At 67.8% G+C, this 16,929-nt stretch carries 13 protein-coding genes; 12 read left to right on the top strand and 1 reads right to left on the bottom strand.

Annotation, left to right across the window (positions count from 1 at the left end; translation table 11 throughout):
• The first annotated feature begins 16 nt into the window (after positions 1 to 16).
• The 6 genes from OHQ90_RS29690 to pyrF all read left to right on the top strand — a co-directional run bounded on the left by OHQ90_RS29690 (position 17) and on the right by pyrF (position 8,240).
• Complete coding sequence (locus tag OHQ90_RS29690; protein WP_328403081.1) at positions 17 to 976, top strand: aspartate carbamoyltransferase catalytic subunit; 960 nt, start codon at positions 17 to 19, stop codon at positions 974 to 976.
• Positions 973 to 2,283 carry a dihydroorotase gene (locus OHQ90_RS29685; RefSeq protein ID WP_328403079.1) on the top strand — a complete coding sequence of 437 codons (1,311 nt, stop codon included), beginning with the start codon at positions 973 to 975 and terminating at the stop codon, positions 2,281 to 2,283. The genes OHQ90_RS29690 and OHQ90_RS29685 overlap by 4 nt, the downstream gene beginning before the upstream one ends.
• A gap of 75 nt (positions 2,284 to 2,358) precedes the next feature.
• Positions 2,359 to 2,865 (top strand): PH-like domain-containing protein, encoded by a 507-nt coding sequence (locus OHQ90_RS29680; protein WP_328403077.1) that lies wholly within the window; start codon positions 2,359 to 2,361, stop codon positions 2,863 to 2,865.
• A complete protein-coding gene (gene carA / locus OHQ90_RS29675) occupies positions 2,862 to 4,031 on the top strand; it encodes a glutamine-hydrolyzing carbamoyl-phosphate synthase small subunit (RefSeq protein ID WP_328403075.1) in 1,170 nt (389 codons plus the stop codon). The genes OHQ90_RS29680 and carA overlap by 4 nt, the downstream gene beginning before the upstream one ends.
• Positions 4,031 to 7,384: a carbamoyl-phosphate synthase large subunit gene (gene carB / locus OHQ90_RS29670; RefSeq protein ID WP_328403073.1), complete on the top strand. Its 3,354-nt coding sequence runs from the start codon at positions 4,031 to 4,033 to the stop codon at positions 7,382 to 7,384. The genes carA and carB overlap by 1 nt, the downstream gene beginning before the upstream one ends.
• Before the next feature lie 31 nt (positions 7,385 to 7,415).
• Entirely contained in the window at positions 7,416 to 8,240 is an 825-nt protein-coding gene (gene pyrF / locus OHQ90_RS29665) for an orotidine-5'-phosphate decarboxylase (RefSeq protein ID WP_328403071.1), read from the top strand.
• A gap of 273 nt (positions 8,241 to 8,513) precedes the next feature.
• Here the strand turns inward: pyrF and OHQ90_RS39610 are convergent, their stop codons facing one another.
• Positions 8,514 to 8,582 (bottom strand): hypothetical protein, encoded by a 69-nt coding sequence (locus OHQ90_RS39610; protein ID WP_442941504.1) that lies wholly within the window; start codon positions 8,580 to 8,582, stop codon positions 8,514 to 8,516.
• A gap of 1,277 nt (positions 8,583 to 9,859) precedes the next feature.
• Between OHQ90_RS39610 and mihF the strand changes: the two genes are divergently transcribed.
• The 6 genes from mihF (at position 9,860) to OHQ90_RS29635 (ending at position 16,745) form a co-directional block, all read left to right on the top strand.
• Positions 9,860 to 10,177 (top strand): integration host factor, actinobacterial type, encoded by a 318-nt coding sequence (gene mihF, locus OHQ90_RS29660; protein ID WP_040692163.1) that lies wholly within the window; start codon positions 9,860 to 9,862, stop codon positions 10,175 to 10,177.
• 8 nt (positions 10,178 to 10,185) lie between these two features.
• Positions 10,186 to 10,770: a guanylate kinase gene (gene gmk / locus OHQ90_RS29655; protein ID WP_328403069.1), complete on the top strand. Its 585-nt coding sequence runs from the start codon at positions 10,186 to 10,188 to the stop codon at positions 10,768 to 10,770.
• Positions 10,771 to 10,796: 26 nt separating this feature from the next.
• Positions 10,797 to 11,078 carry a DNA-directed RNA polymerase subunit omega gene (gene rpoZ, locus OHQ90_RS29650; protein ID WP_328403067.1) on the top strand — a complete coding sequence of 94 codons (282 nt, stop codon included), beginning with the start codon at positions 10,797 to 10,799 and terminating at the stop codon, positions 11,076 to 11,078.
• Between the two features lie 40 nt (positions 11,079 to 11,118).
• Complete coding sequence (gene coaBC / locus OHQ90_RS29645) at positions 11,119 to 12,342, top strand: bifunctional phosphopantothenoylcysteine decarboxylase/phosphopantothenate--cysteine ligase CoaBC (RefSeq protein ID WP_328403065.1); 1,224 nt, start codon at positions 11,119 to 11,121, stop codon at positions 12,340 to 12,342.
• A 311-nt stretch (positions 12,343 to 12,653) separates the two neighbouring features.
• On the top strand, positions 12,654 to 13,865 hold the full coding sequence (metK, locus tag OHQ90_RS29640) for a methionine adenosyltransferase (RefSeq protein ID WP_328403063.1): 1,212 nt from the start codon (positions 12,654 to 12,656) through the stop codon (positions 13,863 to 13,865).
• A gap of 102 nt (positions 13,866 to 13,967) precedes the next feature.
• Positions 13,968 to 16,745 (top strand): primosomal protein N', encoded by a 2,778-nt coding sequence (locus OHQ90_RS29635; RefSeq protein WP_328413170.1) that lies wholly within the window; start codon positions 13,968 to 13,970, stop codon positions 16,743 to 16,745.
• Positions 16,746 to 16,929 lie beyond the last annotated feature (184 nt).

Below are 16,929 nucleotides of genomic sequence, written 5' to 3'. Positions count from 1 at the left end.
TCAGCGAGGTGGCGTCGTGAGACATCTGCTGACGGTGACGGATTTGGATCGCGTCACCGCGACGGAGCTGCTGGACGAGGCCGAACGTTTCGAGCAGGCGCTGCTCGGGCGTGAGGTGCACAAGCTACCGACGCTGCGCGGCCGGACCGTGATGACGGTGTTCTACGAGAACTCCACCCGGACCCGGGTGTCGTTCGAGGTGGCGGGCAAGTGGATGAGCGCCGATGTGATCAACGTCAGCGCGAGCAGCTCCTCGGTCTCCAAGGGCGAGTCGTTGCGCGACACCGCGCTGACGCTACACGCGGCGGGCGCCGACGCCCTCATCGTTCGCCATCCCGCTTCCGGTGCCGCGCACCAGATCGCACGGTGGATGGATGCCTGGGCGGTGCAGTCGGGTCGCGGCTCGGGTCCGGCGATCATCAACGCGGGTGACGGCACCCACCAGCACCCGACTCAGGCACTGCTCGACGCGTTGACGCTGCGGCAGCGTCTCGGTGATATCGAGGGCAAGCGCGTGGTGATCGTCGGCGATATCCTGCACAGCAGGGTCGCCCGCTCGAATGTCTTCCTGCTGGCCACTCTCGGCGCCGAAGTCGTGCTCGTCGCTCCGCGCACGCTGCTGCCCGTCGGTGCGGAAAGCTGGCCCGCGCGGATCTCGCCCAGCCTGGACGCCGAATTGCCCGGCGCCGACGCGGTATTGATGCTGCGGGTGCAGGCGGAGCGCATGAACGGCGGCTTCTTCCCCTCGGCCCGCGAGTACTCGGTCAACTACGGGCTTTCGGAGCGCCGGATGGCGCTGCTGGAGGAGCACGCGGTGGTCCTGCATCCGGGCCCGATGCTGCGCGGCATGGAAATCGCCTCGCCCGTTGCGGACTCACCGAAGTCCGCGATCTTGCAACAGGTGACGAACGGAGTGCATATGCGGATGGCGGTGCTGTTCCGGCTGCTGGTCGGCACTCAGGAGGCGGTGGCGTGAGCGAGTTGCTGCTGCAAGGTGTTCGACCGTACGGCGAGGGGGAGCCGGTCGACGTGCTCGTCCGCGACGGTGTGATCGCCGCGATCGGTGCCGACCTCGACACCGCTGCCGACACCGAGGTGATCTCGGCGACGGGCCAGGTCCTGCTGCCCGGCTTCGTCGACCTGCACACCCACCTTCGTGAACCGGGGCGCGAGGACACCGAGACCATCGAGTCCGGTTCCGCCGCCGCGGCGCTCGGCGGTTACACCGCGGTGTTCGCGATGGCCAACACCAATCCGGTCGCCGACTCGGTGGTCGTCACCGACCACGTGTGGCGGCGCGGCCAGGAGGTCGGGCTGGTCGATGTGTTCCCGGTGGGTGCGGTCACGGTCGGGTTGGCGGGCAAGCAGCTCGCGGAAATGGGCACCATGGCCGCAGGCGTCGGCGCGGTGCGTATGTTCTCCGACGACGGTCACTGCGTGTACGACCCGCTGCTGATGCGCCGTGCGCTCGAATACTCGAACTCCCTCGGGGTCCTGATCGCGCAGCATGCCGAGGAGCCACGCCTCACCCAGGGGGCGGTCGCGCACGAGGGGCCGACCGCGGCCAGGCTCGGCCTTGCCGGCTGGCCGCGCGCCGCCGAGGAGTCGATCGTCGCCCGGGATGCGCTGCTCGCCCGTGATGCCGGTGCGCGCGTGCACATCTGTCACGCCTCCACCGCGGGCACCGTGGAACTGGTCAAGTGGGCCAAGGCGCAAGGTATTTCGATCACCGCCGAGGTCACGCCACACCATCTGCTGCTCGACGATTCGCGGCTGGAAACCTACGATGCGGTCAACAAGGTGAACCCGCCGCTGCGCGAGGCCTCCGACGCAGCGGCGCTGCGCCGCGCACTGGCCGAGGGCATCCTCGACTGCGTCGCCACCGACCACGCCCCGCACGCCGAACAGGACAAGTGCTGCGAGTTCGCCGCCGCGCGTCCCGGCATGCTCGGCCTGGAGACCGCGCTGTCGATCATCGTGCAGACCATGGTCGAACCGGGCCTGCTCGACTGGCGCGGCGTCGCGCGCGTGATGAGTGAGCGTCCCGCCGAAATCGTCGGACTCGACGACCACGGCAGGCCCATCGAGGTCGGCGAACCGGCGAACCTCACGCTGGTCGACCCGGACGCGACCTGGACGGTGCGAGCCACCGAGCTCGCCAGTATCTCGAACAACACACCGTTCGAGGCGATGACGTTCCCGGCCCGAGTGACGACGACGTTGCTCCGTGGCGTGGTAACCGCCCGCGAGGGCAAGGCGGTGGGGAACCGTGCGGAGGCGTAGATGAGCGAACATTGCGCAGCCGCACGTCGAAGCCGACCGGGTGCGGGTGTCCCGCAGGACACAGGAGGTCCGTAAGTGGAAAGAACGCTGTGGGTGGTCGGACTGCTGGCGCTGTTCGCGCTGTGCGTCTGGCTGATGTACCGAGGCTGGCAGAACCGGGCAGCGCGCCAAGCGGCGAGCATCGGTGAGCTACCTGGGGTGCCCGCCGACTGCGGCGCGCAACTGCTGGAGCCGACCACCGGAATGTATCTCGGCAGCACCATCGCACCCAGCTGGCAGGACCGGATTGCGGTGGGCGACTTGGGCTTCCGGGCCACAGCGGAACTCACGAGGTTCGAACGCGGAATTCTGCTCGAGCGCGAGGGGGCGACGGTGATCTGGATTCCGCAGGAATCCATCACGGCGGTGCGCACCGAGCGCGGGCACGCGGGCAAGGTCATGACGGAAGATGGTGTGCTGGTAATTCGCTGGAAGCTGCCCACCGGAACCGAGGTAGACACCGGTTTCCGGGGCGACGACAAGACGGTGTATCCGGCTTGGCGAGCGGATCCGACCAGAGCGACGACGGGAGAAGACGAATGAATGCAGGATCGCGCAGCGATTCGACGGGGGGCGGTGGTCGGGCGACCGGAGGGCCGGCGCAAGCAGCAGCTCTGGTATTGGAAGACGGGCGGGTGTTCCGTGGCACGGCCTACGGCGCCGTGGGCGAGACGCTCGGCGAGGCGGTGTTCTGCACCGCGATGACCGGGTACCAGGAGACCCTCACCGACCCCAGCTATCACCGGCAGATCGTGGTGGCCACGGCCCCGCAGATCGGCAACACCGGCTGGAACGACGAGGACGACGAGTCCTCGAGGATCTGGGTCGCCGGCTACGCGATCCGCGACGCCTCACGCGTCGCGTCGAACTGGCGCTCCACCGGGACACTGCAGGACCAGTTGGGTCGCCAGGATGTGGTCGGCATCGCGGGAATCGACACCCGCGCGCTGGTGCGACACCTGCGTACCCGCGGTTCGATGAAGGCGGGCATCTTCTCGGGCGCCGCACTGGCAGGCACCGACGAGTTGCTCGGCAGGGTGAACGGCCAGCCTTCGATGCTGGGCGCGAATCTGGCTCGAGAGGTCAGCACCGATGCGCTCTACACCATCGAGCCGGTCGGTGATCCCCGCTTCACGGTCGTCGCGGTCGATCTCGGCATCAAGACCAACACCCCGCGGATGTTCGCCGAGCGCGGGATGCGGGTGCACGTGGTGCCCTCGACCACCTCGCTGGACCAGATTCTGGCGCTGAACCCGAACGGCGTGTTCCTGTCCAACGGTCCTGGTGACCCGGCCACTCAGGACGGTGCGGTCGCGATCACCCAGGGCGTGCTGGAAAAAGGTCTGCCGCTGTTCGGCATCTGCTTCGGCAATCAGATTCTCGGCCGCGCGTTCGGACGCAAGACCTACAAGATGAAGTTCGGCCACCGCGGCATCAACGTCCCGGTCGTCGAGCGGGAAACCGGTCGTATCTCCATCACCGCGCAGAACCACGGTTTCGCACTGGAGGGTGAGGCGGGGGAACAGTTCGATACGCCCTTCGGCCGCGCCGAGGTCAGTCACGTCTGCGCGAATGACGGCACTGTCGAAGGTGTTCGCCTGGTCGACGGCCGCGCGTTCTCTGTGCAGTACCACCCCGAGGCCGCCGCCGGACCCCACGACGCCGCTTATCTCTTCGACCGTTTCGCCGGTCTCATGGAAGGAGCCTGATGCCTCGCCGCAAGGATCTCGAGCACATCCTGGTGATCGGCTCTGGCCCGATCGTTATCGGCCAGGCATGTGAATTCGACTATTCCGGCACCCAGGCGTGCCGGGTGCTGCGGGCCGAGGGCCTGCGGGTATCGCTGGTGAACTCCAACCCGGCGACCATCATGACCGACCCGGAGTTCGCCGATTCCACCTACGTGGAGCCGATCACGCCGGAGTTCGTCGAGAAGGTCATCGAAAAGGAGCGTCCCGACGCCATTCTCGCCACCCTCGGCGGGCAGACCGCGCTGAACACCGCGGTCGCCCTGCACGAACGCGGTGTGCTGCAGAAGTACAACGTCGAGCTGATCGGCGCCGACTTCGACGCCATCCAGCGCGGTGAGGACCGGCAGAAGTTCAAGGACATCGTCGCCAAGGTCGGCGGCGAGAGCGCTCGCTCCGCGGTGTGCCACACCATGGACGAGGTGCGCGCCACTGTCGCCGAGCTCGGTTTCCCGGTGGTCGTTCGCCCCTCCTTCACGATGGGCGGCCTCGGCTCCGGCATGGCCTACAACGACGACGATCTCGACCGCATCGCGGGCGGCGGCCTGGCCGCCTCACCCACCGCGAACGTGCTCATCGAGGAATCCATTCTCGGCTGGAAGGAATTCGAGCTCGAGCTCATGCGCGACAGCCGCGACAACGTCGTGGTGGTCTGCTCGATCGAGAACGTGGACCCGATGGGCGTGCACACCGGTGACTCGGTCACCGTCGCACCGGCCATGACCCTCACCGACCGCGAGTACCAGAAGCTGCGCGACCTCGGCATCGACATCCTGCGCGAAGTCGGCGTCGATACCGGCGGCTGCAATATCCAGTTCGCCGTGAACCCAGCCGACGGCCGCCTCATCGTCATCGAGATGAACCCGCGTGTCTCGCGTTCTTCGGCGCTCGCCTCCAAGGCCACGGGCTTCCCGATCGCCAAGATCGCCGCCAAGCTGGCCATCGGCTACACCTTGGACGAGATTGTCAACGACATCACCAAGGAAACTCCGGCCTGCTTCGAGCCGACGCTGGACTACGTGGTCGTCAAGGCGCCACGGTTCGCGTTCGAGAAGTTCCCCGGCGCCGACGCGACACTGACCACCACCATGAAGTCGGTGGGCGAGGCGATGTCGTTGGGCCGCAACTTCTCCGAGGCACTCGGCAAGGTGCTCCGCTCGCTGGAGACCAAGGCCGCAGGGTTCTGGACCCAAGAAGATGGCAAGTGGGCCCCCTCCGATGGCGGCGACCCGCAAGCGGTCGCCGCGGCCACCGAGTCCATCCTCGAAGATCTGCGGACTCCGACCGAGGGTCGCATCTACCAGGTGGAGCGCGCGCTGCGCCTGGGCGCGAGCATCGAGGAGGTCGCGAAGGCCTCCGGCATCGACCCGTGGTTCGTCGCCGAGGTCGCCGGACTCGTCGAATTGCGTCAGGAGATCATCGACGCACCGGTGCTCGACGAGACGCTGCTGCGTCGCGCCAAGCACCACGGCCTTTCCGACCGCCAGATCTCCGCGCTGCGTGCCGAACTCGCGGGCGAGACCGGCGTGCGTACCCTGCGGCACCGGCTCGGTGTCCGGCCGGTCTTCAAGACCGTCGACACCTGCGCCGCCGAATTCGAGGCCAAGACCCCGTACCACTACTCGACCTACGAGCTGGACCCCGCAGCCGAGTCCGAGGTCGCGCCGCAGCGCGAACGCGACAAGGTGATCATCCTCGGCTCGGGGCCGAACCGGATCGGCCAGGGCATCGAGTTCGACTACTCGTGTGTCCATGCGGCGCAGACGCTGTCGCAGGCCGGGTACGAGACGGTGATGGTCAACTGCAACCCGGAGACCGTCTCCACCGACTACGACACCGCCGACCGGCTCTACTTCGAGCCCCTGACCTTCGAGGATGTGCTCGAGGTCTTCCACGCGGAGTCCGAATCCGGCACCGTCGCCGGCGTTATCGTGCAGCTGGGCGGGCAGACCCCGCTCGGGCTCGCGCAGCGGCTCACCGACGCGGGCGTCCCGGTGGTCGGCACCAGCGCCGCGGCCATCGACCTGGCCGAGGACCGCGGCGAGTTCGGTGACGTGCTGGTTGCGGCGGGCCTGCCCGCGCCGAAGTACGGCACCGCGACGACCTTCGCGCAGGCCAAGAAGATCGCCGCGAGCATCGGCTACCCGGTGCTGGTCCGACCGTCCTACGTGCTCGGCGGGCGCGGCATGGAGATCGTCTACGACGAGCAGTCCCTCGAGGGCTACATCTCCCGCGCCACCGAGCTCAGTCCCGAGCATCCGGTGCTGGTCGACCGCTTCCTGGAAGACGCGATCGAGATCGACGTCGACGCACTGTGCGACGGCCAAGAGGTCTACCTCGGCGGCGTGATGGAGCACATCGAAGAGGCGGGCATCCACTCCGGTGACTCCGCCTGTGCGCTGCCGCCGATCACCTTGGGCCGCAGCGATATCGAGGCTGTGCGCCGGTCCACCATCGCGCTGGCCAAGGGTATCGGCGTCAAGGGCCTGCTCAACGTGCAGTACGCGCTCAAGGACGACGTGCTCTACGTGCTGGAGGCCAATCCCCGTGCCAGCCGTACGGTTCCGTTCGTGTCCAAGGCCACGGCGGTGCCGCTGGCCAAGGCTGCGGCCCGGATCACCATGGGCGCCACCATCGCCGAACTCCGCAAGGAAGGCATGCTGCCCGCCGAGGGCGACGGCGGGCACGTCCCGCTGGACGCGCCGGTCGCAGTGAAGGAAGCGGTGCTGCCGTTCCATCGGTTCCGCAAGGCCGATGGCACCGGCGTGGATTCGCTGCTCTCCCCGGAGATGAAGTCCACCGGCGAGGTCATGGGCATCGACGCCGACTTCGGCACCGCGTTCGCCAAGAGTCAGGCCGCCGCTTACGGTTCGCTGCCCACCGAGGGCACCGTGTTCGTCTCGATCGCCAACCGCGACAAACGGGCCATGGTGTTCCCGGTGAAACGTCTGCACGACCTCGGCTTCCGGATCCTGGCCACCGAGGGCACGGCGGAAATGCTGCGCCGTAACGGAATTCCGTGCGAACAGGTGCGCAAGCACTCGGACCCGGAATCCGGTGGCGAGGTGCCGATCGCGTCGATCGTGGAGCAGATCCGCGATGGCGAGGTCGACATGGTGTTCAACACCCCCTACGGCAACTCGGGTCCGCGCGTGGACGGTTACGAAATCCGCACCGCCGCGGTCGGTGTGAACATTCCGTGCATCACCACGGTGCAGGGTGCGGCCGCGGCCGTGCAGGGCATCGAGGCGACCATCAACGGTGGCATCGGGGTGCGCTCCCTGCAGGAACTGCATTCGGCGCTTCGTGGCTGAGGAACGCGCGATCGAGGAAGGAGGCGGTGCGGTGAAGACGTTCGGCGCCCGGCTGCGGCACGCGATGCGGCACTTCGGGCCGCTGTGTGTCGGCATCGACCCGCATCCGCAACTGCTCGAGGCGTGGGGCCTGACCGACGACATCGACGGCCTCGAAGCCTTCGCCGAGACCTGCGTGGAGGCCTTCGACGGTCGCGTCGCGCTGGTCAAACCGCAGGTGGCGTTCTTCGAGGCCTACGGGTCGGGGGGCATCGCTGTGCTGGAGCGCACGATCAGCGTGCTGCGCGCTTCCGGAACATTGGTGCTCGCCGACGCCAAGCGTGGTGATATCGGCTCCACCATGGATGCGTATGCCCGTGCCTGGCTCGGCAACGGCCCGCTCGGCTCGGACGCGGTGACAGTGTCGCCCTATCTCGGATTCGGTTCGCTCGATCCGGCCTTTCGCCTGGCCGAGCAGAACCACCGCGGTGTCTTCGTGCTCGCCGCCACCTCGAATCCCGAGGGCGCGCAACTGCAGCGCATCACCGCAGCGGACGGCCGCACCATCGCCCAGACCATGGTCGATGCGGCGGCCGAACGCAACGCGGGCGCCGAATTCGGTTCTGTCGGAGTCGTTGTCGGTGCCACCCTCACCGAGGCCCCGGACCTGAGCAAGCTCAACGGGCCGATCCTCATGCCGGGGGTCGGGGCGCAGGGCGGGGGCGCGGATTCCATTCGTGCCCTGGTGTCCGACGCCGGTTTCGGCGCTGTCGTGCCGACCGCCTCGCGCGAAGTGCTCGCGGCAGGCCCGTCCGTCTCGGCGCTGTGCGCGAAGCTCGCGAAGCTACAGGAAGAGTTCGCCTTCCTACATGCCTGATCGGATACTCGCAGGCCTGATCGGATACTCGCGGCCTCGCCGTAACGCTGAGGGCGGCCACGCGTAACACAACGGACCGGGCAGCCTAACGGACCGGTCGCCCGCCGCGGGCCGAGCTATACGGGACCGCGGCGGCTCGATGGCGCATCCATCGATGGGTTCCCACGCCGAGCGGCACGAGTCGATGACATCGTCGCGGCTGCCGCCTGCTCGTCATCTGCGAATTGCGGGCTTCGGTTCGATGAGGTAGCGGTGCCGGTTCGCCTCCGGAAACTACGCGGGCAACTTTTCGGCGATCGATCCGTCGCGCTGCGCTCGACCGTCGTCCGCCGGGTGCAGCACCACGATAGCGGCGAATGTCTTTGTGACGCTGCCGATTCGGAAGTGACTATCCGCCCCGAGTTACCCACGGCGGGTGCGGCCGGTTGTGTTTGCCGACACACCTGTGCGCCGCCGGCATCCGACACCCGTAATCCGGCATCCGTCGCCGATGCGGCGGCGACCCGTGTTACGGCAGCGGCCACGCCATCATCCTGCGGAACCGTCATGACCTGCGCAGATGGCGACATCGTCGCCACGATTACCGCACCCGATACCGCCGCGATTCGAATCGGCTTCTTCTGCATGATGTTCGACGCTGGGCCCGGCCGCGCGCGACGACCATGCGGTTTTCCCTCGATGTCCTGCGAAAACACACTCCGCCGCTGTGGTCGGGACGGCCGGACCGGGTGGTTGGTTCTACTGTCCCGGCGGCGCAGTGCTCATGGCGTCGAAGACATGGAAACGACCATGGAATCGAAACGCAGCGAACTCGCAGGCATCGCAGGCTGCGCACCTCCGAGGGAGGTGAAATCCTCGAATCGTAAGCACGCTCGAGCCGAATCGCGGCTGAACCGGCGCACCGAACGCGCACGCGATGTGCTCACCCAGATGGCGGCAGGGCACCGCAACCCGCCGATCTGCAACGAGCTGTTCATCACCCGGAGCGCGGCGGAAAGCACATCAATGCCATTTTCGCCGAGCTCCAGCTGCCGCCGGACGCGGCGCACCACTGGCGTGTGCGCGCCATCCCCGAATATCTCGCCGCCGACGCCGCGGCGACCTGATGACAGGGACGCCGGGGCGGGGCCGTGTGGCCGGCTGGCCGCCCGTCTGCGGCGGTTTCGGGGTGGAAACGGCACCAGGGGTGTGGCCGGGTGGAGCGGGCGGCTCTGGCATCGATTCGGCCGTTGACGGGCGGGGTCCGTGGCCGTCGTTCTTCGCGTTCCGCGTGCCCGACACGCGAAAGACAACGCGACACGCGGAAAAATCCGAGAAAGTTCCTGGTCGGGCGGTTGCCCAGTTGCTGGGGTGGTGTGCCGTGTCACCGCAATCCCCCCGCTAACCCTGTTTGCTGCTGAAAAAGCCCTGCATACGGGGCATTTCGGGGTTTCGGCGGTACGATCGGCGCAGCAGACAAAGGGGCGCGTCGATCCGGTCGGGTCTGCCCCTACGACACCGGCGAATCATGCGCTGACCTGGGGGGTGGGTTCGCAATCGGCGGACGTCGTGGGTACGGTCGCTGAGACTGCCGGGTTACCGGCAGGAGTTGATGCAATGAACGATGAGACGGAGGAACCGTGGCCCTTCCCCAGCTGACTGACGAGCAGCGCGCCGCTGCTTTGGAGAAGGCGGCGGCCGCTCGCCGCGCTCGGGCGGAGCTCAAGGAGCGCCTGAAGCGTGGTGGCACCGACCTGAAGCAGGTCCTCACCGACGCCGAGTCCGATGAGATTCTCGGCAAGATGAAGGTGTCGGCGCTGCTGGAAGCCCTGCCCAAGGTGGGCAAGGTCAAGGCGGCAGAGATCATGAGCGAGCTGGAGATCGCCCCCACCCGGCGTTTGCGCGGACTGGGTGACCGGCAGCGCAAGGCGCTGCTCGCCCGATTCGACTTCGCCTGACAACGAAGGTGATCGGACACACGCGGAAGGGTCGACTGGTTGTACTGGTCGGCCCCTCGGCCGTGGGTAAGTCCACTGTGGTGCGCTGCGTCCGTGAGCGGCTGCCCCACTTGGTCTTCAGTGTGTCGGCAACGACCCGGGCCCCAAGGCCCGGGGAGGTCGACGGCCGGGACTATCGGTTCGTCACCCGGGACGAGTTCGACGCCATGATCGAGGCGGGCGAACTGCTCGAGTGGGCGGACATCCACGGAGGATTACAACGTTCCGGTACCCCGGCGGGTCCGGTACGCGAGGCAATGGCCGCCGGACTTCCCGTGCTCGTCGAGGTCGATCTCGAGGGCGCGCGGTCGGTACGCAAGACCATGCCCGAGGCGCTGCTGGTGTTCCTCGCCCCGCCCAGCTGGGACGAATTGGTCACCAGGCTGCGGTCGCGCGGCACCGAATCGCCCGAAGTCATCGAGCGCAGGCTGGAAACCGCCAGGACCGAATTGGCGGCCTGTGACGAGTTCGACATCGTCATCGTGAACGACGAGGTGACCAGCGCGTGTGAGCAGTTGGTATCGTTGTTTGTTAGCACAAATTCGAGTTCGTGACCCCCACCCCCGCAGGAGCGCCCCTAGTGAGCAGTACGGACATCAAGCCCGCCCCGGCATACGACACTCCGATCGGCCTGACCAACCCGCCGATCGACGAGTTGCTGGAGCGCACCTCGTCCAAGTACGCCCTGGTCATCTACGCAGCCAAGCGGGCTCGTCAGATCAACGACTACTACAACCAGCTCGGCGACGGCATCCTCGAGTACGTCGGTCCACTGGTCGAGCCGGGTCTGCAGGAGAAGCCGCTGTCGGTCGCGATGCGCGAAATCCACTCCGATCTGCTCGAGCACGCCGAAGGCGAGTAGTTCGAGCGGACGCAGTGACCACATCTAGGCCGGAGGCGTAGTGACCACACGGATCGTCGTCGGCGTCGGCGGAGGGATCGCCGCCTACAAAGCCTGCTCGATTGTGCGCCGGTTCACCGAGACCGGGCACCAGGTTCGGGTGATCCCCACCGAGTCGGCGTTGCAATTCGTCGGCAAGGCCACCTTCGAGGCACTGTCCGGGAACCCGGTGCACACCGGCGTGTTCGCGGACGTGCCCGAGGTACCCCACGTACGGCTCGGTCAGGAGGCGGACCTCGTTGTCATCGCCCCGGCGACCGCCGATCTGATGGCGCGTGCCGCGAGCGGCCGCGCCGACGACCTGTTGACCGCCACGCTGCTGACGGCCCGATGTCCGGTGGTTTTCGCGCCCGCGATGCACACCGAGATGTGGGAGCATCCGGCCACCATCGCCAATGTCGCGACGCTGCGTGCGCACGGTGCGATCGTCATGGAACCCGCGTCGGGCCGCCTCACCGGCACCGACACCGGACCAGGACGGTTGCCCGAGCCCGAGGAGATCTTCGGACTCGCTACGTTGCTGCTCGAGCGTGCCGACGCGATCCCGCGTGATCTGGAAGGCCGCCGCGTGGTTATCACCGCCGGTGGCACCAGAGAACCGCTGGACCCGGTGCGTTTCCTCGGCAACCGCAGCTCCGGCAAGCAAGGCTATGCGCTGGCACGGGTCGCTGCTCAGCGCGGCGCTCACGTCACGCTGATCGCGGGCAACACGATCGAGATGGCCGCCCCGGCTGCCGTCGACCTGGTACATGTGACGACGGCCGAACAGCTCAAGACCGCGGTGGACAAGCACGCGGTCGGCGCCGACGCGGTGATCATGGCAGCGGCGGTGGCCGATTTCCGGCCGACCAACGTGGCCGCGGCCAAGATCAAGAAGGGCGCGGGCGAGCCGGATGTGATCGCGCTGACCAAGACCGACGACATTCTCGCCGGTCTGGTGCAGTCGCGCCGCGACGGCCAGTTGCCTGGCACCGCGATCGTCGGCTTCGCCGCCGAGACCGGTGACGAGCAGGGCGACGTGCTCACCCACGCGCGGGCAAAGCTGGCCCGCAAGGGTTGCGATCTGCTGGTCGTGAACGCGGTCGGCGAGGGCAAGGCATTCGAGGTCGACACCAATGACGGCTGGCTGCTCGGTGCGGACGGCACCGAACAGGCGCTCGACCACGGGTCGAAGGCGCTGCTGGCGAGCCGGGTGCTCGACGCACTCGGCCCGTTGTTGCGCTGAGCCGTCGTGCGCCGATGCGCCGGTGCGAACTATTCGTTCAAGTCTTGTAGCGGCGCCGTGAGTATTGCGGTGTGGAGGTAATCACCACCATCAACCGGTCGGTCGCGGTGCAGATATTCAGGCGAGCGACGCAATGTCGGGATGAAGATCCGGCAATGTGCGTCGGTCGCCGAATAGTCTGAGACAGCGTTTGACCGCGGGCCATTGCGTCGGTGGTTTGGAATAGTCTGAGATGAAGGGTTGCGCGGTGGCGGCAGCACGTTACTGTCGCAAACCGACACGAGTAACCCGTTGAGGGAGAGGGAAGAACTGTGCGCACGTCCGGCAGCCGGCTATTCACCAGTGAGTCCGTGACCGAGGGTCATCCGGACAAGATCTGTGATGCCATCAGCGATTCCATTCTCGACGCGTTGCTCGCGGAAGACCCGCGCAGCCGGGTCGCGGTGGAAACTCTCGTCACGACCGGTCAGGTCCACGTCGCGGGTGAGGTCACCACGTCGGCCTACGCGGATATTCCGCGCATTGTCCGCGAGAAGGTCCTGGAAATCGGATACGACTCGTCCGCAAAGGGTTTCGACGGAAATTCCTGTGGCGTCAATATCGCCATCGGCGCGCAGTCGCCGGACATCGCGCAGGGTGTCGACACCTCGCACGAGGCGCGCACCGCGGGTTCCGACGACGAGATCGAGCGCCAGGGCGCGGGTGACCAGGGGCTGATGTTCGGCTACGCGAACACCGACACCCCCGAGCTCATGCCGCTGCCGATCGCGCTGGCCCATCGCCTCTCGCGCAGGCTCACCGAGGTCCGCAAGTCCGGCGTGCTGCCCTACCTGCGCCCGGACGGCAAGACCCAGGTCACCATCGAATACGAAGGCGACCGGCCGGTTCGCCTGGACACGGTCGTCATCTCCACCCAGCACGCCGCGGATATCGATCTGGACAACCTGCTCGCGCCCGATATCCGCGAGAAGGTCGTCGATGCGGTGGTCGCCGATCTGGACCTGCCGAGCCTGGACACCTCGAACATCCGGCTGCTGGTCAACCCCACCGGCAAGTTCGTGCTCGGCGGCCCGATGGGCGACGCGGGCCTGACCGGCCGCAAGATCATCGTCGACACCTATGGCGGCATGGCCCGCCACGGCGGGGGCGCGTTCTCCGGCAAGGACCCGTCGAAGGTCGACCGCTCGGCCGCGTACGCCATGCGCTGGGTCGCCAAGAACGTCGTCGCGGCCGGACTGGCCGACCGCGTCGAGGTTCAGGTCGCCTACGCCATCGGCAAGGCCGCTCCGGTCGGTCTGTTCGTGGAGACCTTCGGCACCGAGAAGGTCGACCCGACTCGCATTTCGAGTGCGATCACCGAGGTCTTCGACCTGCGCCCCGGCGCGATCATTCGCGACCTCGACCTGCTGCGCCCGATCTACGCACCGACCGCCGCGTACGGCCACTTCGGCCGCACCGACATCGACCTGCCATGGGAGCACACCGATCGCGCCGACAAGCTGCGCGCGGCAATCGGCCTGTAAGCCGACCCGGCCCGCGTGAACCAGCCCACGGCGGACCACCCCGCCACTCCCGCGTCCACGGGGGCACGGGCGGCACATGATTCGACAGCAGCGGGAGCACCCATCGCACGGGTGCTCCCGCTGCTGTCGCCCGCCCACCTGGACCGTGACTTCGACTACCTCGTCCCCCCGGAGTTGGACGCCATCGCCCAACCCGGCGTCCGAGTCCGCGTCCGTTTCGCGGGCCGGCTGGTCGACGGCTACCTCCTGGCCCGCCTCGCCCGCAGCGACCATTCCGGCAAGCTCGTCAAACTCGAACGTGTCGTCTCCCCGGAGCGAGTTCTCACTCCCGAAATCCTGAAGCTCGCCACCGCCGTCGCTGCCCGCTACGCAGGCACCCGAGCCGACGTACTGCGCCTGGCCATCCCGCCCCGTCACGCTCGCACCGAATCCGGCGGCTCGAAGAAGCCGGCCGAGTCGGCAGTGGCGCAAGAAGATTCGGTCGCCTCCGGCGATGTACAACCGGAGCATGCGCCGGGTGCTGATGCCGCCGGTCGACGTGGTGGCACCGCTTCCGCCGCGCCCGCTCCGAAGGCTGACCCGGCTGCGGCCGCTGGTGCCCACTTGGTTTCGGGCGATGATCGCGGCGGCTCCACGACGGCCGCAGGCTTCATGCGCTCGGCGTCGCCTCACGCAACGGCCTCCACGAAACCTGATGCAGCCGAATCTGGTTCAGGCGATGGCCCGAATTCGATCGGCGGATCCGCGATGGCCGTCGCGTCCGCGCCGACCGTAGCGCCGGTCGTGGGGGACAGCACGCCGCCCGGCGCGGATTCGGTTGCCGTACGAACCAATTCCCCCGCGGACGCTGCAACGCCGAGCTCGGCCTCCGGATCTCGCCATGACCTCAACATCGATTCTGTTGCCTCCGTGTCAGATTCGCGTCCACCAGGTGCTCCTGCCGGCCCGAGCGATGAGACTGCCGGAGCCGACGGTGCGATGGAGCAGACACCCAGCCTGCGGTCGCCGCATCGTGACACACCTGACCCCGTTTCCATCGGCCCGGTCGAGGTGGATTCGGGTGTCGACGGCGCGTCGGCGTCCGGTGGTGGCGGTGATGCTGTCGGGAAATCGTCTATCTCTGGTGTTGCTGCGGCGTCTGCGCGGGTGCTGTCCATCGATCCGGCTGTGGCCGAGGTGGATTCGGGTGTCGATCGTGCGCCGGGATCTGCTCGTCACGGCGATCGCGTCGGGAAATTGTCGCCCACTGTGGCCGTGGACTTCAGCGCCGAGCTCACTGTCGATCCGACGCCGTGGGACCGGTACATCCATGGGACCGCGTTCCTGGACGCACTGGGGCAGGGGAGGGGGCCGCGGGCGGCGTGGCAGGCGTTGCCGGGGGAGGATTGGGCGCGGCGGTTGGCGGAGTTGGCTGCGGTGGTTGTCGGGCGGGGGCGCAGTGCGATTCTGATGGTGCCCGATCAGCGAGATCTCGATCGGGTGCTGGCGGAATGTGTTCGGCTGGTGGGGGATTCGGCGGTCGGATTGGCGGCTGGGCTGGGGCCCGCAGCCCGGTATCGGCGATGGCTTGCGGCGTTGCGCGGGACAGCGCGGGTGGTGGTCGGAACACGTAGTGCGGTGTTCGCGCCGGCGACGGAGCTGGGCCTGATCGCGATCTGGGACGACGGCGACGACACCTATGCCGAGCAGCGAGCGCCGTATCCCCACGCGCGCGAAGTAGCGATGCTGCGCGCGCACGAGACAGGTGCGGCCTTCATCGCAGCGGGGTTCGCGCGGACAGCGGAGATACAGGCCGTTGTCGATTCGGGGTGGGCGCACGATCTGGTCGCCGACCGCGGGGTGGTGCGGAAGTTCTCGCCGCGGATCAGCGCACCGGGGGACACCGACATGGCGTTGGAGCGCGACCCGATTGCGCGCGCTGTGCGCATCCCCAGAGTGGGGTTCGCGGCCGCGCGGTCGGCGTTGAAAGAAGGTGCGGCGGTATTGGTGCAGGTGCCACGGCGTGGCTATGTGCCGTCGCTGGCCTGCGCGAAATGCCGGACGCCCGCGCGCTGTCGGCACTGCAATGGGCCACTTGCGCTGCCGGAGGTTCGCTCGCACCACGACGACGTCGCGCACAGTCCGAGTTGCCGCTGGTGCGGCATCGCCGAGGCGGCCTTCCGCTGTGCGAGCTGTGGGTCGCGGGCCTTACGTGCGGTCGTCATCGGGGCCTTACGCACCGCGGAAGAGCTCGGTCGTGCCTTTCCCGGTGTGCCTATTCGCGGTTCCAGCGGAGGCGCGATGCTGGACACCGTCGAACCGGGCCCGCAGGTCGTGGTCGCGACGGTCGGCGCCGAACCGGTGCTGCCCGGCGGTTACGGCGTCGCGCTGCTGCTGGACGCCTGGGCGCTGCTGAGCCGGGCGGACTTGCGCGCCGCCGAGGACACGCTGCGGCGATGGATGTCGGCCGCCACCTTGGTTCGCGCGCACGGTCAGGTCATCGTGATGGCCGATCCGTCGATTCCCACCGTGCAAGCGCTGTTGCGCTGGGATCCGGTCGGCCATGCGCACGCCGAGTTGGCCGGTCGCCTCGAGGTCGGCTTCCCGCCTGCGGTCCGCATGGCCGCCGTCGACGGCGCCGCTGATGCGGTCGCCGAATTGCTCGCTGCCGCAAACCTTCCCGAAGGTGTCGATGTCCTCGGCCCCGTCCCCCTCCCACCCGGCGCCCGCAAACCCTTTGCCGGTGACAGCCCCGCCGAAGTCGAACGCATGCTCCTGCGCGTCGATCGCACTGCCGGTGCTGCGCTGTCCCGAGCTCTTACCGCCGCCCAGGCAGTCCGCAGCACCCATCGATCCGACGCACCTCTTCGCGTCCAAATAGATCCGGTCGACATCGGCTGACCGTGGCCGACCAGGCGCGAGTCGGCTGTTGCGAACTGCATTCCGGCACCGCCGGAGTCTTCTGACCGCCGCCTGCCGCCTGCCGTCGGCATCTGCGCTGGCCCGCCGGCAGTCGTGCGCTGTGCCGCCCGGTCTGCCGGTCGCCGCTGTCGCCGCGTCTTACTGTTCCTCGCCGTAGTGGTGT

Origin of the sequence: Nocardia sp. NBC_00403 (assembly GCF_036046055.1) — a bacterium.
Lineage (GTDB): Bacteria > Actinomycetota > Actinomycetes > Mycobacteriales > Mycobacteriaceae > Nocardia.
Note: the sequence above shows the minus strand (reverse complement) of the source record. Positions and strands in the feature narration are given on the sequence as shown.

Bases quoted from the DNA above. Each gene is read 5' to 3' on its own strand.
- carA (WP_328403075.1), top strand. From the start codon at position 2,862: ATGAATGCAGGATCGCGCAGCGATTCGACGGGGGGCGGTGGTCGGGCG.
- carB (WP_328403073.1), top strand. From the start codon at position 4,031: ATGCCTCGCCGCAAGGATCTCGAGCACATCCTGGTGATCGGCTCTGGC.